17 protein-coding genes are annotated in these 17,462 nt (G+C 67.5%); 15 read left to right on the forward strand and 2 right to left on the reverse strand.

Annotated elements, in window-relative coordinates:
* Nucleotides 1-85: 85 nt before the first annotated feature.
* Entirely contained in the window at nucleotides 86-1,201 is a 1,116-nt protein-coding gene (locus ACTIGJ_RS14520; protein WP_439641043.1) for a substrate-binding domain-containing protein, read from the forward strand.
* A 1-nt stretch (nucleotide 1,202) separates the two neighbouring features.
* Here ACTIGJ_RS14520 and folD read toward each other — a convergent pair whose 3' ends face one another.
* Nucleotides 1,203-2,060, reverse strand: a complete 858-nt coding sequence (gene folD, locus ACTIGJ_RS14525) for a bifunctional methylenetetrahydrofolate dehydrogenase/methenyltetrahydrofolate cyclohydrolase FolD (RefSeq protein ID WP_439641044.1) — start codon at nucleotides 2,058-2,060, stop codon at nucleotides 1,203-1,205.
* A gap of 119 nt (nucleotides 2,061-2,179) precedes the next feature.
* On the opposite strand from folD, the gene ccmA reads away from it, so the two are divergent.
* The 13 genes from ccmA to odhB all read left to right on the forward strand — a co-directional run bounded on the left by ccmA (nucleotide 2,180) and on the right by odhB (nucleotide 15,459).
* A complete protein-coding gene (gene ccmA, locus ACTIGJ_RS14530) occupies nucleotides 2,180-2,779 on the forward strand; it encodes a heme ABC exporter ATP-binding protein CcmA (protein ID WP_439641045.1) in 600 nt (199 codons plus the stop codon).
* The gene (gene ccmB / locus ACTIGJ_RS14535) at nucleotides 2,776-3,441 is read left to right on the forward strand and encodes a heme exporter protein CcmB (RefSeq protein ID WP_439641046.1); all 666 of its coding nucleotides are present in this window, start codon (nucleotides 2,776-2,778) and stop codon (nucleotides 3,439-3,441) included. The genes ccmA and ccmB overlap by 4 nt, the downstream gene beginning before the upstream one ends.
* Nucleotides 3,442-3,587: 146 nt before the next feature.
* Complete coding sequence (locus tag ACTIGJ_RS14540; protein WP_439641047.1) at nucleotides 3,588-4,406, forward strand: heme ABC transporter permease; 819 nt, start codon at nucleotides 3,588-3,590, stop codon at nucleotides 4,404-4,406.
* Nucleotides 4,403-4,552, forward strand: coding sequence for a heme exporter protein CcmD (ccmD, locus tag ACTIGJ_RS14545; RefSeq protein WP_439641048.1), 150 nt, complete (start codon nucleotides 4,403-4,405; stop codon nucleotides 4,550-4,552). Before ACTIGJ_RS14540 ends, ccmD begins: the two co-directional genes overlap by 4 nt.
* Nucleotides 4,549-5,028, forward strand: a complete 480-nt coding sequence (ccmE, locus tag ACTIGJ_RS14550; RefSeq protein WP_439641049.1) for a cytochrome c maturation protein CcmE — start codon at nucleotides 4,549-4,551, stop codon at nucleotides 5,026-5,028. Before ccmD ends, ccmE begins: the two co-directional genes overlap by 4 nt.
* The gene (locus tag ACTIGJ_RS14555; RefSeq protein ID WP_439641050.1) at nucleotides 5,025-7,001 is read left to right on the forward strand and encodes a heme lyase CcmF/NrfE family subunit; all 1,977 of its coding nucleotides are present in this window, start codon (nucleotides 5,025-5,027) and stop codon (nucleotides 6,999-7,001) included. Before ccmE ends, ACTIGJ_RS14555 begins: the two co-directional genes overlap by 4 nt.
* Nucleotides 7,002-7,011: 10 nt before the next feature.
* Nucleotides 7,012-7,557 carry a DsbE family thiol:disulfide interchange protein gene (locus tag ACTIGJ_RS14560; protein WP_439641051.1) on the forward strand — a complete coding sequence of 182 codons (546 nt, stop codon included), beginning with the start codon at nucleotides 7,012-7,014 and terminating at the stop codon, nucleotides 7,555-7,557.
* Nucleotides 7,554-8,021 carry a cytochrome c-type biogenesis protein gene (locus ACTIGJ_RS14565; RefSeq protein WP_439641052.1) on the forward strand — a complete coding sequence of 156 codons (468 nt, stop codon included), beginning with the start codon at nucleotides 7,554-7,556 and terminating at the stop codon, nucleotides 8,019-8,021. The genes ACTIGJ_RS14560 and ACTIGJ_RS14565 overlap by 4 nt, the downstream gene beginning before the upstream one ends.
* Nucleotides 8,018-9,280, forward strand: coding sequence for a c-type cytochrome biogenesis protein CcmI (ccmI, locus tag ACTIGJ_RS14570; protein ID WP_439641053.1), 1,263 nt, complete (start codon nucleotides 8,018-8,020; stop codon nucleotides 9,278-9,280). The genes ACTIGJ_RS14565 and ccmI overlap by 4 nt, the downstream gene beginning before the upstream one ends.
* Before the next feature lie 94 nt (nucleotides 9,281-9,374).
* Nucleotides 9,375-10,265, forward strand: a complete 891-nt coding sequence (locus tag ACTIGJ_RS14575) for a MaoC family dehydratase (protein ID WP_439641054.1) — start codon at nucleotides 9,375-9,377, stop codon at nucleotides 10,263-10,265.
* Between the two features lie 87 nt (nucleotides 10,266-10,352).
* Nucleotides 10,353-11,273: a UTP--glucose-1-phosphate uridylyltransferase GalU gene (galU, locus tag ACTIGJ_RS14580; protein WP_439641055.1), complete on the forward strand. Its 921-nt coding sequence runs from the start codon at nucleotides 10,353-10,355 to the stop codon at nucleotides 11,271-11,273.
* A 30-nt stretch (nucleotides 11,274-11,303) separates the two neighbouring features.
* A complete protein-coding gene (locus ACTIGJ_RS14585; RefSeq protein WP_439641056.1) occupies nucleotides 11,304-14,165 on the forward strand; it encodes a 2-oxoglutarate dehydrogenase E1 component in 2,862 nt (953 codons plus the stop codon).
* Nucleotides 14,166-14,232: 67 nt separating this feature from the next.
* Nucleotides 14,233-15,459, forward strand: coding sequence for a 2-oxoglutarate dehydrogenase complex dihydrolipoyllysine-residue succinyltransferase (gene odhB, locus ACTIGJ_RS14590; RefSeq protein WP_439641057.1), 1,227 nt, complete (start codon nucleotides 14,233-14,235; stop codon nucleotides 15,457-15,459).
* Nucleotides 15,460-15,614: 155 nt separating this feature from the next.
* On the opposite strand, the gene ACTIGJ_RS14595 is transcribed toward odhB, so the two are convergent.
* A complete protein-coding gene (locus ACTIGJ_RS14595; protein ID WP_439641060.1) occupies nucleotides 15,615-16,601 on the reverse strand; it encodes an integron integrase in 987 nt (328 codons plus the stop codon).
* A 264-nt stretch (nucleotides 16,602-16,865) separates the two neighbouring features.
* On the opposite strand from ACTIGJ_RS14595, the gene ACTIGJ_RS14600 reads away from it, so the two are divergent.
* Nucleotides 16,866-17,249, forward strand: coding sequence for a hypothetical protein (locus tag ACTIGJ_RS14600; protein WP_439641058.1), 384 nt, complete (start codon nucleotides 16,866-16,868; stop codon nucleotides 17,247-17,249).
* The last annotated feature ends 213 nt before the right edge of the window (nucleotides 17,250-17,462 follow it).

Genomic DNA, 17,462 nt, shown 5'->3' on the forward strand with positions numbered 1-17,462 from the left:
TCGCTCCCGACGATGAAAATATGTATCGTAAAGCCGTTGCGAATCCGGCTTTCCCACCTCCATCCCTGCCACGGCGGATAACACGATGTTCAAGGTCTCGATCCAGCCGCAGTGGCAGCTCGAACAGCCGGACGGCAAGCAGTCGCTGCCGAGGCTGGTGGAGTTGCTGGCCCGCGTCCGCGAGACCGGCACGCTGGCCGAAGCCTGCGTGCAGGCCGGGCTGTCGTACCGCTACGCCTGGGGTCTGCTGCAGGACGGCACGCGCACCTTCGGCGCCCCGCTGGTGACGATGCAGCGCGGCCGGGGCGCGGTGCTGACGCCGCTGGCCGAAAAGCTGGTCTGGGCCGACAAGCGCATCAACGCCCGGCTGGCGCCGCTGCTCGACAGCCTGGCCTCAGAACTGGAAGTGGAACTGGAACGGGCGCTCAGCGACACCGGCGCCATCCTGCGCGTGCAGGCGAGCCATGGTTTCGCGGTGGAAACACTGCGTGACTGGTTCGTGCGCAGCCGGATTCCGATCGACCTGAAGTACCGGTCGAGCTTCGAGGCGCTCAGCTCGCTGAAGGGCGCGGCCTGCGATCTGGCCGGCTTCCATGTGCCGGTCGGCGATTTCGAAGCGCAGGCGCTGAGCCAGTACGCCGCCTGGCTGAAGCCGCAGACCCAGCGGCTGATCATGCTGGCCACGCGCCGCCAGGGCCTGATCGTGGCGCCCGGCAACCCGAAGCGGATCGCATCGCTAACCGACCTGACCCGCGAGGATGTCCGCTTCGTCAACCGCCAGCCGGGTTCCGGCACCCGCATGCTGCTCGACCTGATGCTGGAGCGCGCCCACCTCGACGGCAGCCAGATCCGCGGCTTCGACAGCGGCGAATTCACCCACGCGGCCGTGGCTGCCTATGTCGCCAGCGGCATGGCCGACGCTGGCGTCGGCGTGGAAGCGGCGGCGAAGCGCTTCGATCTCGGCTTCGTGCCGCTGGCCGGCGAGCGCTATTTCTTCCTGTGCTCGAAGTCGGCGCTCAAGACGCCGGCGCTGCAAAGCGTCATCGACACCTTGTGCAATCCGGATTTCCGCAACCTGGTCAATGCCTTGCCAGGCTATGACGCCGCCCACTGCGGCGCCGTGCTGGCGATCGACGAAGCCTTCCCGGAGTTCGGGCGGATGTCGAAAGGCCGCAGCGCGGCGCGCGCCCGCCTGGGCTGAATCAGCCGCCGGCGCGCAGCCGCGCGGCGGTCAGCGTGTTGTCCATCAGCATCGCCACGGTCATCGGTCCAACGCCGCCCGGCACCGGCGTGATGAACGCGGCGCGTTCGGCGGCTACCGCGAACTCGACGTCGCCGCACAGCTTGCCGCTCGGCAGACGGTTGATGCCGACGTCGATGACGATCGCGCCGTCGCGCAGCCACGCGCCCTTGATCATCTCCGGAATGCCGGTGCCGACCACCAGGATCTCGGCGCGGCCGACTTCCTCGGCCAGATCGCGGGTGCGGCTGTGGGCAACGGTGACCGTGCAGCCGAGCAGCAGCAGTTCGAGCGCCATCGGCCGGCCGACGATGTTCGACTGGCCGACCACCAGCGCCCGCTTGCCGGCCAGCGGCACGCCGGTCGATTTCAGCAGTTCGACACAACCCCAGGGCGTGCACGGCCGCAAGGTCGGCGTCTTCTGGGCCAGACGGCCGAAGTTGTACGGATGGAAGCCGTCGACATCCTTGTCCGGCCGGATGCGCTCGATGACCTTGTCGGCGTCGATGTGCTTCGGCAGCGGCAGCTGCACGAGGATGCCGTCGATGCCGTCGTCGGCATTGAGCCGGTCGACCACGGCCAGCAGCTCGGCCTCGCTGACCGTGGCATCGAGATGGTTCGGCACCGAGCGGATGCCGATCTTTTCGCAGGTCAGGCGCTTGTTGCGGACGTAGATTTCCGAGGCGGGATCGGCACCGACCAGCACCGTGGCCAGCGCCGGTGCGCGTTGGCCGGCCGCGACCCGCGCGGCGACCGCCTGGCGGACGCGCTCATGGACTTGCGCTGCCACCGCCTTGCCGTCGATGAGTTGTGCCGTCACGCCTGTTCGCTCCGCTGCTGGTTGGACGCGGATTCTCGCATGCCGGGGGCTGGCCCTTGTGCCCGGAGGCCTTCACGTACACTGCGCCGCCCGTGCCAGAACGCTGATCCGCGCCGTCCATGTCCCGCCTCGAAGTCCACCAGCTCGTCGTCAGCCGTGGCGACCGGGTCGTGCTCGATGGCCTCAGCTTTTCGGTCGCCGCCGGCGAGGTGCTGCACATCCTCGGCCGCAACGGCGCCGGCAAGACCTCGCTGCTGGAAGTGCTGTGCGGTCTGCGCCGGGCCGACAGCGGCCGGATCGGGCCGCAGCCGGACGCGCGCGAGCGCCACTGGGTGGGCCACAAGAATGCGCTGAACCCGAGTTTGTCGGCGCTCGAGAACCTGCAGTTCTGGGCGGCGCTGAACGGCGAGCGGCTCGATGATCCGCGCGCCGCGCTGGCGGCGGTCGGCCTGCTGAAGCCGCAGCAGCACCGGCCCTCCGGTCAGCTGTCGACCGGCCAGAAGCGGCGTGCCGCGCTGGCCCGGCTGGTCGCCGTGCCGCGGCCCTGGTGGTTCCTCGACGAGCCGCTGGCCGGGCTCGACGTGCAGGGGCTGGCGCTGTTCGCCGAACTGCTCGGCCGGCATCTGGCCGGCGGCGGCGCGGTGCTGGTGACCAGCCACCAGCCGTTGCCCGGCGAGCTGCCGAGCCTGCGCCATCTGGACCTGAGCGCCGCCGCATGAGCGCCGCCGTCGCCGTGTTCCGCCGCGAACTGCGCATCGCCCTGCGCCGGCGTGCCGAATGGGTCCAGCCGCTGGTCTTCTACGGCATCGTCGCGCTGCTGTTTCCGCTCGGCATCGCGCCGGAATCGCCGGCGCTGAAGGTGTTCGCGCCGGCCATCATCTGGGTCGGCGCGCTGCTGGCGGCGCTGCTCGGCGTGGAGCGGCTGTTCCGGGCCGATCTCGACGACGGCAGCCTAGAGCAGATGCTGATCGCCGACGTGCCGCTGGCGCTGCTGATCGCCGCCAAGCTGGCCGCCCAGTGGTTGCTGACCGCCGCGCCGCTGGTGCTGGCCTCGCCACTGCTCGGGCTGGGGCTGGGGCTTGAGCCCGGCCCGGTGGCGATCCTGTTCTGGAGCCTGCTGCTCGGTACGCCGACCTTGATCTTCACCGGCGGCTTCGCGGCGGCGCTGACCGTCGGCGCGCCGCGCGCCGGGCTGATGCTGCCGATCCTGGTGCTGCCGCTGATGACGCCGGCGGTGATCTTCGGCGGCGGCGCGGTGCGGGCAGCGGCCGCCGGCCTGCCGCCGGATGCGCCGCTGTATTTCCTCGGCGCGCTGCTGGCCCTGAGCCTGACCCTGCTGCCGATGGCCGCCGCCGGCGCGCTGCGCAACGCGCTCGGCTGATCCCGGCGGACGGTATCGGCGGGTCTGAGAACCTCACCCGATGTTCATTCGGGCCGGCGGGGGGAACGGGCATAATGCGCCGGCGCGAAACGCCCGCCTCGCGCCATCCGTCTCCCATCCGAATCCTGCAGGACCGCGCCCGGACCATGTGGACCTGGTTTCACCGACTGGCCTCGCCGCCCAGCTTCTACCGTTTCGCCGACCGGCTTGCGCCCTGGCTACTGGTGTCCGGGCTGCTGCTGATCGGCTGGGCCGTCTGGCTGGGCCTGTTCGTCGCGCCGGCCGACTACCAGCAGGGCGACGCCTTCCGGATCATCTACGTGCACGTGCCGGCGGCGGCGCTGAGCCTGTCGATCTACACCGCGATGTCGGTGGCCGGCGCGATCGCGCTGATCTGGCGCATGAAGCTGGCCGAGGTCGCGGTGGTGTCGGCGGCGCCGATCGGCGCCAGTTTCACGGCGCTGGCGCTGGTCACCGGCATGCTCTGGGGCAAGCCGACCTGGGGCGCCTACTGGGTCTGGGATGCGCGGCTGACGTCCGAGCTGGTGCTGCTGTTCCTGTACCTCGGCGTGATCGGCCTGCAGCAGGCCTATTCCGATGCCCGCACGGCGGCCCGGGCCTGCGCCTGGCTGGCGCTGGTTGGCGTCGTCAACGTGCCGATCGTCCATTACTCGGTGCAGTGGTGGAACTCGCTGCACCAGGGCTCGACCCTGCTCAGCGCCGAAGCGATCGCCAACCCGAAGATGGCACCCAGCATGCTCAAGCCGCTGCTGCTGTCGATGGCCGGCAACTACCTGTTCTTCGGCGCGGTCTGGCTGCGGCGGATGCAGAACGGCGTGCTGCTGCGCGAGCGGCGGGCCAAGTGGGTGAGGGAGATCGCGTTTCCGGCAGTGCCGGCTGATCTGCCGAATGCCCGACCGCTGGCGGGAGGACCGGGCACGGCCAAGCGCGGGGATCGGACATGAACGAAAAGCACGCCATCTTCATCTGGACCAGCTACGGCCTGACCGCCGTGCTGCTGCTCTGGAACTGGCTCAGCCCGTGGCTGACGCGCAACGATTTGCAGCGGCGTTTGTCTGAGGACGCGCCCGACGAGGAGTCCCAGGAATGACCAAGCGTAACCAGCGGCTGCTCGGTGTGGCCGCCTTGCTGATCGGGGTCGGTGTGGCCGCCACGCTCGGCTTCACCGCCTTCCGCAAGAACATGATGTATTTCTACACGCCGAGCGACCTCGTGGCCGGCACCGTGCCGGTCGGCGCGGCGGCCCAGCTGGGCGGCCTGGTCGAGACCGGCAGCCTGACCCGAGGCGAAGGCCTGAAGGTGGAATTCCGGGTCGCCGACTGCGCGAAGAACATTCCGGTCCGCTACGAAGGCGTGCTGCCGGACCTGTTCCGCGAAGGGCAGGGCGTGGTCGCCGATGGCTACATGAATGCCGAGCACGTGTTTATCGCTACCCGCATCCTCGCCAAGCACGACGAGAACTACATGCCGCCGCAGGTGGCCGATGCGCTGAAGGGCAACCCGGACACCGGTAAGCATTCCTGCATGCCCTTCAAGGCGGTCGACAAGACGGTGGCCGCGTCGTGATTCCGGAACTCGGCCATTTCGCGCTGATCCTGGCGCTCGGCATCGCCTTCCTGCAGACCGTCGCGCCGCTGCTCGGCTACCAGCGTCGCGATGCCAAGCTGCTGGCCTTCGCCGGCTCGGCCGCGCAGGCGCAATTCTTCTGCATCGCGTTCGCCTATGCCTGCCTGACGATCGCCTTCGTCAACACCGATTTCTCGGTCGCCTATGTCGCGCAGAACGCCCATACCGACCTGCCGATGATCTACCGGGTGTCGGCGGTCTGGGGCGCGCACGAGGGCTCGCTGCTGCTGTGGATGCTGATGCTGTCCGGCTGGACCTTCGCGGTATCGGTGTTCAACCGGCGGATTCCGGCCGAATTGAGCGCACTGGTGATCGCCATCCTCGGCGTCATCAGTACCGGCCTGCTGCTGTTCATGCTCTTGACCTCCAACCCCTTCGAGCGCCTGTTCCCGGTGCCGCTGCAGGGCCGCGATCTCAATCCGCTGCTGCAGGACTTTGGTCTCGCGATCCATCCGCCGACGCTCTACATGGGTTATGTCGGCTTCAGCGTGGCGTTCGCGTTCGCGGTCGCGGCGCTGATCACCGGCAAGCTCGATGCCGCCTGGGCGCGCTGGACCCGGCCGTGGACGACCACCGCCTGGATGTTCCTGACCTTGGGCATCACGCTCGGCTCCTGGTGGGCCTACAACGAGCTGGGCTGGGGCGGCTGGTGGTTCTGGGACCCGGTCGAGAACGCCTCGTTCATGCCCTGGCTGGCCGGCACCGCGCTGATCCATTCGCTGGCGGTCACCGAAAAGCGCGGCCTGCTGAAAAGCTGGACCGTGCTGCTGGCGATCCTGACCTTCTCGCTGTCGCTGCTCGGCACCTTCCTGGTTCGTTCCGGCGTGCTGGTGTCGGTGCATGCCTTCGCCAGCGACCCGGCGCGCGGCCTGTTCATCCTGGTGTTCATGGCGCTGGTCACCGGCAGCGCGCTGACCCTGTACGCCTGGCGTGCGCCGAAGCTGGCGACCGTCGGCGAACTGCACCTGTTTTCCCGCGAAGGGCTGTTGCTGCTGAACAACGTGTTCCTGGTCGTGGCCTGCGCGGCGATCCTGGTCGGCACGCTGTATCCGCTGGTCATCGATGCGCTGAAGCTCGGCAAGATCTCGGTCGGCCCGCCGTACTTCAACGCCGTGTTCCTGCCGCTGATGGTGCCGCTGTTCGTGCTGGTGGGCTTCGGCGCCGTGGTGCCATGGAAGAAGGGCCGGGCCGGCGAAACCTGGCAGCGGCTGAAGCTGCCGGCGCTGTTCGCGGTGGCCTTCGCGATCGTCGTGCCGCTGGCGCTGCACGGCCGGGCGGCGCTGCTGGCGGTGACCGGCGGCCTGCTCGGCGCCTGGACCATCGTCGCGGCGGCGCAGGATGTCTGGCGGCGGATTCGCGCCAAGCCCTCGTTCGCCGCCGGTCTGGCCTCGGTGCCGCGCGCCAGCTGGGGCATGACCCTGGCCCACGCCGGCCTTGGCGTCTGGGCGCTCGGCGTTGCCTTCGTGATCAGCTACGGCTACGAGAAGGACGTGCGGCTGGCGCCGAATGCCCGCACCGAGATCGGTGACTTCAGCTTCGGCTTCGTCGGCGCCACCGAGGCCAAGGGTCCGAACTTCATCGCCCAGCAGGGCGAGGTGACGATCGAGCGCGGCGACCACTCGGTGACCACGCTGTACCCGCAGAAGCGCTTCTACCCGTCGCAGCGCAACGTCATGACCGAATCGGCGGTCGACGCCACCTTGCTGCGCGATCTCTATGTCTCGCTCGGCGAAGGCTTCGAAGACGGCTCGTGGAGCCTGCGCATCTATGTCAAGCCGATGATCCGGCTGATCTGGCTCGGCGGCGTGCTGATGTTCCTCGGCGGCTGCCTTGCGGCCAGCGACCGGCGCTATCGCCTTGCGAAGGCGGCGGACCGTCGGCTCGCGGTCGACGGCGGCACCCAGGCAGCCTGACGGAGTCCCGATGCGCTACGCGATTCCCCTGGTGGTGCTGGCGGTGCTGATCGGCTTCTTCGCGGTCGGCCTGAACCGCGATCCCCGGCTGCTGCCGAGCCCGCTGATCGGCAAGGCCGCGCCGGCCTTCGATCTGCCGGTGCTGGCCGCGCCGGCGGCGGCCGATACGGCAGTTGCCGCGCCGCAACGGCTCGGCAATGCCGCCTTCGCCGGCAAGCCGTATCTGGTCAATTTCTTCGCCAGCTGGTGCGCCGGCTGCCAGGTCGAACACCCCTACCTGATGACGCTGGCCCGCCAGGGCGTGGTGACCCTGGTCGGCGTCGACTACAAGGACGCCCAGGCTGATGTCAGCCAGTGGCTGGCGGCCCGGGGCAATCCGTATGCGCCGATCCTCGTCGACCTCGACGGCCGGGCCGGCATCGACTTCGGCGTCTACGGCGTGCCGGAAACCTTTCTGGTTGGCGCCGATGGCCGGGTGCTGCACAAGCACGTCGGGCCGCTGACGCCGGAGGCCTTCGAGCACGATTTCAAGCCGCTGCTCGGAGCCGGCTCGTGAGGTCGTGGGCGGCGGCGCTGCTCGCGCTCGGACTGTCGCTGACCGCCGTCAGCGAGGCGCAGGTGACCGTCGAAAAGCCGGAGATTCCGCTCAGCAGCGAGCAGGAAGCGCGGCTGGCGGAACTGCTGCCGGACCTGCGCTGCCTGGTCTGCCAGAACGAATCGCTGGCCGAATCGCGGGCACCGCTGGCGCTGGACCTCAAGTACGAAGTGCGCGGGCTGGTGGCGTCCGGCAAGTCGGCCCCGGAAATCAAGCAGTACCTGGTCGACCGCTACGGCGATTTCGTGCTGTTCCGGCCGCCGTTCGATCCCCGCACCTGGCTGCTCTGGCTCGGGCCGATCGGGCTGGTGCTGCTGGCGCTGTGGGTGCTGCTGCGCCAGATCCGGGGTAGCCGCCGCGCCGCAGCCGCTGCTCCGCCCCCGCCGGTCGATGACGCGGCGCTGAAGAAACTGCTCGACGAATGAACGCGACACTCCTGACCGGCCTGGCGATGGCCGGCCTGCTGCTGCTGGCCGTGCTGCTGGCCACCCATCCGTGGTGGCGCAGCCAGGGGGGCGGCAGCCGCCAGAACCGCCGCGCCGCCAATGTCGCGGCCTACCGGCTGCGGGTCGCCGAGATCGACAACGAGACGGCCGCCGGCCTGATCCCGGCCGATGAAGCCGCCGCACTGCGCGCCGAACTCGACGCTCGGGTGCTGACCGATGCCGACGGCACCGAGCCGGAACTGGCCCAGAAGATCGAGCGCCGTCCGGGCGCGATCGTCCTGGTGGCGCTGCTGCTGACGATGTTCGCCAGCGGCTGGTACCTGTGGCGCGGTGGCTGGGAGACGCAGCAGCAGATTGCCGCCGGGCCGCCGCCGGCACCGGCGATCGACCCGGCGATCGCCGCGATGGTCGACAAGCTGGCGACCCGCCTGAAGGCCAATCCTGACGACGCCGAAGGCTGGTCGATGCTCGGCCGCTCGTACATGGTCACCCAGCGCTTCGCCGAAGCCGCCGCCGCGATGGCGGAGGCCAACAAGCGCGCCGCTGCACCGCGCGCCGACTGGCTGGCTGATGAAGGCGAAGCATTGGCGTTCGCCGGTGGCGAGGATGTCAGCGGCCCGGCGGCCGAACGCTTCGAGGAAGCGCTGAAGCTGGACCCGGCCTACCCGAAGGCGCTCTGGTACGGCGGTCTCGGCGCGGTTGGCGCCGGCGACTACGCGACCGGGCGCGCCCGCTGGCAGCAGCTGATCGCCCAGCCGGATCTCGACGAGAACATGCGCACGGTGCTGCGCGAACGGGTGGCCGCGCTCGACAAGGCGCTGGCCGAACGGGGCCTGAGTGCCGCCGAAGCGCCGGCCGCCGCACCAGCGGCGGCCGCGACTGCCGCAGCGGTCAGCCTGCGGGTGCAGGTGGCGCTGGCGCCGGCCCTGGCCGGCAAGGTGCCCGCCGGCGCGATCCTGTTCGTGTTCGCCAAGGCGGCGTCCGGGCCGCCGATGCCGCTGGCCGTGCAGCGGCTCGCTGATGCCCGCCTGCCGTTGACCGTCACGCTCGACGACAGCATGGCGATGGCACCGGGGCTGAAGCTGTCGGCCTTCGATCAGTACGTGATCACCGCGCGGCTCAGCGCCGGCGGCAGCGTGCAGGCGCAGCCGGGCGATCTGGAGGGGCGTGCCGAAGCGCGCCGGGCGACGGCTTCCGAAGCTCCGGTGAGCGTGACCATCGACACGGTCGTGCCCTGAATTCCGCTGATAAGCGGCTGAAAATATCCAATTTCCCGAGCAAGGCGCGTAACATTCGCGCGCGGCGAAGTGATTCGCCGACTCCCGGACCCCGATGAGCACCACGACTGCCCGCGTTTTCGACCTCCCGGCCTTGCCGCCGGTGTTGCCCGCCTTCGCACGCGCCGCGCTGTCAGCATCCCGGAAGGTGAAATCGCCGGTCGAAATTCCCCAGTGGACGGTCCGCGTCGCCAGCCTTGGCTTCGATCGCCAGCATGTCGCCGCCTACAACGCGCTGTGCGGCTTCCCGCGTGCCGACCAGATCGCCATGACCTACCCGCAGGTGCTGGCGACCCCGCTGTACCTGAACCTGATGACCCGGCCCGGCTTTCCGCTGCCGCTGATGGGGTTGGTGCATGTCCGCAACACCATCGAGTCGCGCCGCGAACTGGCGATCGACGAGAACTTCGATGCGTCGGTCCGGCTCGGCGACAGCCGTGAAGTGCGGGCTGGCCTGGAGCTGGACCTGATCGTCAGCTTCAGCGATCTCGATGGCGATGTGATCTGGCAGGCCACGATGACGCTGCTGCGCCGGGGCGTGAAGCGTGACGGCGAACCCGCCGCGCGGACGCCGGCTGCCGCGGCCGGTGCGGCGCAGGAGCCGGGCATCGCCCAGTACCTGACGATCCGCGCGCCGGAAGACATCGGCCGCCGCTATGCGCGGATCTCGCAGGACTTCAACCCGATCCACCTGTACGCCACGTCCGCCAAGCTGTTCGGCTTCAAGCGGGCCATCGCCCATGGCCTTTGGACCAAGGCGCGGGTGCTGGCCGAGCTGTCGCCGAGGCTGCCCGAGGCGCCGCGCCGTTTCGACATCCAGTTCCGCCAGCCGCTGCTGCTGCCGGGCCGCGCGACCCTGCGCCATGTCCAGGGCGCCGACGGCATCGACTGTTCTTTGGTCGAAGCCCAGGGCGGCAAGGTCCATCTGTCCGGGACCCTGCGATAGACTTTTTGACGATGATTTTTCTCTTGCGCGTCGACCCTGGTCGATCGCCTCCTCCCATCAAACGCTCATAGCCGAGGCTGTCCCCACATGCGGATCAGAAAAGCAGTGTTTCCGGTCGCCGGACTTGGTACCCGCTTCCTGCCGGCCACCAAGGCCAGCGCCAAGGAAATGCTGCCGGTGGTCGACAAGCCGCTGATCCAGTACGCCGTACAGGAAGCGATTTCCGCAGGTGCCGAAGAGCTGATCTTCATCACCGGCCGTTCGAAGAATTCGATCATGGATCACTTCGACAAGGCCTACGAACTGGAGGCTGAACTGGCCTCGCGCGGCAAGGGCAAGCTGCTGGAAACGGTGCAGGAAATCCTGCCGCCGGGCATCACCTGCATCTTCATCCGCCAGGCCGAAGCGCTGGGCCTGGGCCACGCCGTGCTGTGCGCCTGGCCGGCGGTGGGTGACGAGGACTTCTCGGTGATCCTCGCCGACGATCTCATCGACGGCCGCCTGCGGCCCTGCCTGGCGCAGATGCAGCGCGTCTACCAGGAATACGGCACCAGCGTGATCGCCACCCAGCGGGTGCCGATGGAGGAAATCTCGAGCTACGGCGTGGTCGACACCCAGCCGGTCGGCCCGGGGCTCGGCGAGATTCGCCGCATTGTCGAGAAGCCGAAGCCGGCCGATGCGCCGTCGAATCTCGCGGTGGTCGGCCGCTACATCCTGACGCCGCGCATCTTCAAGCTGCTGGAGCGCACGCCGCGCGGCGCCGGCGGCGAGATCCAGCTGACCGATGCGATCAGCATGATGATCCAGGAGCAGACCGTGCTCGCCTACGAGTTCGAGGGCACGCGCTATGACTGCGGCTCCAAGCTCGGCTACCTGAAGGCCAATGTCGAGTACGCGCTGAAGCACCCGGAACTGGCGGGCGAGTTCCGCGAGTACCTGACCCAATACACCGCCGACTGGCATACGGCCGGCAATCTCGAAGCGGCTGCCACGACAGCCCGGAAGTAAGTGCAAGCGCCAGGGGGCGCGAGGAAAGCAATGAGCGGAAGCAAGTATCACAGCCTGATCGAGTCGTCCTCCATCCAGGGCTCCAACGCCGTCTACGTCGAGGACCTCTACGAGCAGTATCTGGACGACCCGAATCAGGTCGATCCCGAGTGGCGGGCCTATTTCCGCAGCGTGCAGGGCGCCGACGGCGGCAACGACACCGCCCACGGCCCGATCCGCGCCCAGTTCGAGAAGCTGGCGCGCGAGCCGAAGGTGGCGGTCGCCGGCCGGGCCAGCTCGGAAGATCTGGTCGCCGCCGAGAAGCAGGCGGCTGTGCTGCGGCTGATCAACTACTACCGCGTCCGCGGCCACCAGGCCGCCAAGCTCGATCCGCTGGGCCTGACGCCGGTCCCGGCGATCGCCGACCTCGACCCGGTGTTCCACGGGCTGATGCCCGAGGACATGGACACCGTCTACAACACCGGCACCCTGGCCGCTGCCGACCGCCTGCCGCTGCGCGAGATCATCCGCATCTGCAAGGCCGTGTACACCGACACCATCGGTGCCGAGTACATGTACGTGACCGAGACGGCGCAGAAGCGCTGGATCCAGGCCCGCCTCGAAACCCGCGCCTTCCTGCCGCGTCTGGCACCGGATCGCCGCCGCGAAGTGCTGACCCAGCTGGTCGCCGCCGAAGGCATCGAGCGCTACCTGCACAACAAGTACGTCGGCCAGAAGCGCTTCTCGCTGGAAGGTGGCGAGTCGCTGATCCCGGCGCTGGACGAGGTGATGCGCACCGCCGCCTACGCCAATGCCGAGGAAGTGATGATCGGCATGGCCCACCGCGGCCGCCTGAACGTGCTGATCAATGTCCTCGGCAAGTCGCCGAAGGACCTGTTCGCCGAGTTCGAAGGCAAGTATTCGGCGGAATCGCTGTCGCGCGCCGGTGACGTGAAGTACCACATGGGCTTCTCCACCGATGTCGAGGTGGCCGGCAAGCGCCTGCATCTGGTGCTGGCCTTCAACCCTTCGCATCTGGAAATCGTCAACCCGGTCGTCGAAGGCTCGGTCAAGGCCCGCCAGACGCGCCGCAAGGACGAGCGCGGCGACCAGGTGATCCCGGTGCTGATCCACGGCGATGCCGCGTTCGCCGGCCAGGGCGTGGTCATGGAAACGCTGCAGCTGTCGCAGTCGAAGGGCTACGCGACCGGCGGCACGATGCACTTCATCGTCAACAACCAGATCGGCTTCACCACGCCGAACCCGATCGAAGCCCGCGAAGGCCACGAGAGCCGCACCAGCCGCTACTGCACCGACCTCGCCAAGATGTCGGAAGCGCCGGTGTTCCATGTCAATGGCGACGACCCCGATGCCGTGGTGTTCGTCACCCGTCTGGCGATGGACTTCCGCAACGCCTTCCACAAGGACGTCATCGTCGACATCTGCTGCTACCGCCGTCTCGGCCACAACGAGGCCGACGAGCCGAGCGTCACCAGCCCGGTGATGTACGACACCATTCGCAAGCTGCCGACCACGCTGACGCTGTACGGCCAGCGGCTGGTGGCGGAAGGCGTGGTGCCGAAGGACGAACCGGAAAAGCTGGTGCGCGCCTACCGCGATGCGCTGGACCGCGGCGAGAACATTGCCCGCAGCACCCTGGGGCTGGTCGGCAACAAGCACACCGTCAACTGGGCGAACTACTCGAAGGGTGACTGGGCCACGCCGGCCGACACCGCGATGAGCCGCGAGATGATCCAGTCGCTGAACCAGCGCCTGCTGACGCTTCCGGAAGGCTTCACGCCGCACGCCCGCGTCGCCAAGATTCTCGAGGACCGCGCCAAGATGGCGGCCGGCGAACTGCCGATGGACTGGGGCTTCGCCGAGATCACCGCCTACGCCGGTCTGGTCACCGAAGGCTTCAACGTGCGCCTGTCCGGCCAGGACGTGCGCCGTGGCACCTTCTTCCACCGCCACGCCACGCTGCATGACACCAAGACCGGCTACAGCTACACGCCGCTGCGTCACCTGGAAGCGGACAAGGACAAGTTCATCGTCAGCGACACCTTGCTGTCGGAAGAAGCGGTGCTCGGCTTCGAGTACGGCTACTCGACCACCGATCCGGACTGCATGGTCATCTGGGAAGCGCAGTTCGGCGACTTCGCCAACGGCGCCCAGGTGGTGGTGGACCAGTTCATCTCGTCGGGCTACGTCAAGTGGGGCCGTCTCAGCGGCCTGACGATGTTCCTGCCGCACGGCTACGAAGGCCAGGGCCCGGAGCATTCCTCGGCGCGTCTGGAGCGTTACCTGCAGCTGTGCGCCGCGAACAACATCCAGGTCTGCGTGCCGTCGACCCCGGCGCAGTTCTTCCACATGATCCGCCGGCAGATGAAGCGCTCGCTTCGCCTGCCGCTGATCGTGATGACGCCGAAGTCGCTGCTGCGCCACAAGCTGTCGGTGTCGACGCTCGACGACCTCACCAGCGGCAGCTTCCAGTACGTGATCGACGACGCCGAAGTCGACAAGAACAAGGTCAAGCGCATCGTGTTCTGCTCCGGGAAGGTCTATTACGACATCTACGAAGCTCGCCAGAAATCGGGCCGCGACGACGTGGCGCTGGTGCGCCTGGAGCAGCTGTATCCGTTCCCGCGCGTCGACTACGAAGCGATCATCGCCGCCTATCCAAACGCCAAGGATGTCGTCTGGGCGCAGGAAGAACCGGAAAACCAGGGCGCCTGGTACCAGATCAAGCACCGCCTGCGCGCCTATCTGGCCGCCGACCACCAGCTGTTCTACGTCACCCGCAAGGGCAGCGCGACGACCGCCGTCGGCTACCTGAAGGTGCACAACAAGGAACAGGAAGAACTGGTCGAGGCCGCGCTCAGCGGCGGCCTGCCGCTGCAGGGCGGCGCCTGAACCGAATCACGGCGGGCCTGCGGGCCCGCGACCCCTACACCAGAAAAGAACGAACAGCGGAGCGAGCATGAGTATCGAGATCAAAGTCCCCAACCTGCCGGAATCGGTTTCCGAGGCCACCGTCGCCACCTGGCACCTGAAGGCCGGTGATCGGGTGAGCCGCGAGCAGAACCTCGTCGATCTGGAAACCGACAAGGTGATGCTCGAAGTGCCGTCGACGGCCGATGGCGTGCTGGTGGAAATCCGCGTGCAGGCGGGCCAGACGGTCAAGGCCGGTGACGTCATCGGCGTGGTTGCCGAAGGGGCCGCCGCTGCTGCTGCTGCCGCAGCGGTTGCGCCGGCGGCTGCCGTTGCCACCGCCCCGGCTGCCGGTGCCGATGACGATGGCCAGGGTCCGGCAGTGCGCAAGCTGCTGGCCGAGCTCGGCCTGTCGGCTTCGGCCATCACCGGTACCGGCAAGGGCGGCCGCCTGACCACTGACGACGTCAAGGCCTACGCAGCGCGCCAGAAGGCCGCGCCGGCTGCCGCTGCTGCTGCGCCGAAGGCCGCTGCCCCGGTGGCCGCTGCCGCCGCGCCGAAGGCCGTGCTCGGCGCCCGTACCGAACAGCGCGTGCCGATGACCCGCATCCGTGCCCGCATCGCCGAGCGCCTGGTCGAAGCCCAGGCCACCGCCGCGATGCTGACCACCTTCAACGAAGTGGACCTGAAGGCGGTCGGCGACATCCGCGCCAAGTACAAGGAACCGTTCGAGAAGGCCCACGGCGTCAAGCTCGGCTTCATGAGCTTCTTCGTCCGCGCCGCCGTCGAAGCGCTGAAGAAGTATCCGGCCGTCAATGCCTCGATCGACGGCAATGACGTGGTCTACCACGGCTACTACGACATCGGCGTGGCCGTCTCCACCGATCGCGGCCTCGTCGTGCCGGTGCTGCGCGATGCCGATGCGCTGGGCCTTGGCGACATCGAAAAGGCCATCGGCGCGCTGGGCACCAAGGCGCGCGCCAACAAGCTGACGATGGAAGAACTCACCGGCGGCACCTTCAGCATCACCAACGGCGGCGTGTTCGGCTCGATGATGTCGACGCCGATCCTCAACCCGCCGCAGGCCGCCATCCTTGGCATGCACGGCATCTTCGACCGCCCGATCGCCGTCAACGGCCAGGTCGTCATCCGCCCGATGATGTATCTGGCGCTGACCTACGACCACCGCCTGATCGACGGCCGCGAAGCCGTGCTGTTCCTGAAGCACATCAAGGAATGCCTGGAAGATCCGGCGCGGCTGCTGCTGTCGCTGTAAGGCACGCGGAGCACGATGGTTCGAACCCCTGCACCGGCCACCGGCCGGTGCAGGGGTTTTTCATTGGCGCGGATCGCGATCGCGTAGCCGGACACGACGCGATGCACGGTTGCCCAACCCAACACGTAGAAACGAAACCTGCGGCAAGAAGTGCCTCAGTGATCCATCGGGCTGCGCACGCCACGGCCACCGCGGTTCAGCACATGCGTATAGATCATCGTCGTGCTGACGTCGGAGTGGCCCAGCAGTTCCTGAACCGTGCGGATGTCGTAGCCGTTCTCCAGCAGATGCGTCGCGAACGAGTGACGCAGGCAATGGCTAGATACCGGCCGCAGCACACCGGCAGTGACGGCGGCCTGCTTCAGCGCACGCTGCGGAACCTGCTCGAACACGTGGTGGCGGCGCACCACGCCGGAGCGCGGGTCCAAGGCCAGACGCCCTGACGGGAACAGCCAGAACCAGGCCAACTGCGTGCCCGCATTGGGATACTTGCGCGCCAGCGCGTCCGGTAGCCAAACGCCTGCGACACCGGCCGCGCGATCTTGCGCATGCAGGGCCTGAACGCGGACCAGTTGCTGCTGCAGCGCCGCTTCCAGCGATTGGGGCAGCATCGTGACGCGGTCCTTGCCACCCTTGCCATCGCGAATCACGATTTCACGGCGTGCGAACGTGAGGTCCTTGATTCGCAGCCGCAGACATTCCATCAGGCGCATACCCGTGCCGTACTGGAGTTTCAGCATCAGCCCCGGAACGCCATCGACGAGTGCCAGTACACGTCGCACTTCTTCCTGCGTCAGCACCGTCGGCAGCCGTTGCGGCCGCTTGGCGCGTACCACGTCGTCGAGCCACGGCAAATCCAGTTCGAGCACGTGCCGGTAGAGGAACAGAATTGCAGCCAAGGCCTGATTCTGTGTTGATGCCGCAACCTGCCCGCGCGTCGCAAGATCCGACAGGAACACCGTCACTTCTGCAGCGCCCAGCTCGCGTGGATGGCGTTTACCGTGGAACAGGATGTAGCGGCGAATCCACCCCAGGTACGATTCCTCCGTCTTGTAGCTGTAGTGGCGCAGGCGAATCGCGTCGCGCACCTGATCGAGCAGCTTCTTCGGCGGTGCGCCCGGCGAAGGACTGGCGGATGCCATATCAGCGGGCGTGCCCGCCGCGCCGGAAGGCACGATTGCAAGGGGCGACGGAGCCTCTGGCGTCGAGCCGGATGCGTCAATTGTCTCGGCCGCGTTCGCCAGATTATCCTGCGGCGGACGAGGGAGAAAATTTCTCATGAGAATCAGTCCGTTGATTCTGCGACGCCAGATTATCCAGCAGTTTTCGCCAGATTATCGTGCGTTTCGTCACGATAACGCGGCAGGTTATCGTGCATTCTTGCCGCCTAATTGTAGTTGGACCTCATGAAAAGCAGTTGGATTTTTGCTCTCATCTTCTTGTGCGGCTGTACATCCGGCTGCGGCCGAAAGTCTCTGGAATTAACAGACGTGTTAGTCCAGCAGGCAGGAACAAACGAGTCAGATGATGCTCGTCTATGCAAGGGCTTCTCAGTTACAAACGAGGAGGCAGCGCAGTTCTTCGGGAAAGCGGTGCGTATTACCGAAGAGCAAAGGCACGACTACATTTGGGGTTGGGGAGCGCCGTGCTGGATTCGCGGAGCTGCAAAGCTCAATGGCTTGCCTGTGAAGTGGGAGCTTGGTGTTGGCGGCGTGGCAGAAATTCATCTGCAGAGCGGCGAGTCTATTGCTATGGCAGATCCATCGCAGAAAGATGCGGATGCGGAGTAGAAAATGAGGTCCAACAACACGCTCAAGCCGACGGTTCCGCCTCCGCTTCGCTGCGGCGAAACCGCGGCTTAGCGTGAGCGTTCGGCGTCACCATAATGTTCGGCGTGGCCCCCAGAGGGTGATATGCACCATCTTGTGAACCGCCCCGTCTTTCTCGGAGGCTTCAAACCTTGAGAGGATGAAGCCATGAACAAGTTGACGCGTTACGCACCG

It is taken from the genome of Nevskia sp. (genome assembly GCF_051860985.1).
Classification (GTDB): Bacteria; Pseudomonadota; Gammaproteobacteria; order Nevskiales; family Nevskiaceae; genus Nevskia.

Coding starts and splice junctions, on each gene's coding strand:
- ccmE (WP_439641049.1), top strand. CDS start 4,549: ATGACCAAGCGTAACCAGCGGCTGCTCGGTGTGGCCGCCTTGCTGATC.
- galU (WP_439641055.1), top strand. CDS start 10,353: ATGCGGATCAGAAAAGCAGTGTTTCCGGTCGCCGGACTTGGTACCCGC.
- ccmD (WP_439641048.1), top strand. CDS start 4,403: ATGAACGAAAAGCACGCCATCTTCATCTGGACCAGCTACGGCCTGACC.
- ACTIGJ_RS14575 (WP_439641054.1), top strand. CDS start 9,375: ATGAGCACCACGACTGCCCGCGTTTTCGACCTCCCGGCCTTGCCGCCG.
- ACTIGJ_RS14520 (WP_439641043.1), top strand. CDS start 86: ATGTTCAAGGTCTCGATCCAGCCGCAGTGGCAGCTCGAACAGCCGGAC.
- ccmB (WP_439641046.1), top strand. CDS start 2,776: ATGAGCGCCGCCGTCGCCGTGTTCCGCCGCGAACTGCGCATCGCCCTG.
- odhB (WP_439641057.1), top strand. CDS start 14,233: ATGAGTATCGAGATCAAAGTCCCCAACCTGCCGGAATCGGTTTCCGAG.
- ACTIGJ_RS14600 (WP_439641058.1), top strand. CDS start 16,866: ATGAAAAGCAGTTGGATTTTTGCTCTCATCTTCTTGTGCGGCTGTACA.
- ccmI (WP_439641053.1), top strand. CDS start 8,018: ATGAACGCGACACTCCTGACCGGCCTGGCGATGGCCGGCCTGCTGCTG.
- ACTIGJ_RS14540 (WP_439641047.1), top strand. CDS start 3,588: ATGTGGACCTGGTTTCACCGACTGGCCTCGCCGCCCAGCTTCTACCGT.
- ACTIGJ_RS14585 (WP_439641056.1), top strand. CDS start 11,304: ATGAGCGGAAGCAAGTATCACAGCCTGATCGAGTCGTCCTCCATCCAG.
- ACTIGJ_RS14595 (WP_439641060.1), bottom strand. CDS start 16,601: ATGGCATCCGCCAGTCCTTCGCCGGGCGCACCGCCGAAGAAGCTGCTC.
- ACTIGJ_RS14560 (WP_439641051.1), top strand. CDS start 7,012: ATGCGCTACGCGATTCCCCTGGTGGTGCTGGCGGTGCTGATCGGCTTC.
- ccmA (WP_439641045.1), top strand. CDS start 2,180: ATGTCCCGCCTCGAAGTCCACCAGCTCGTCGTCAGCCGTGGCGACCGG.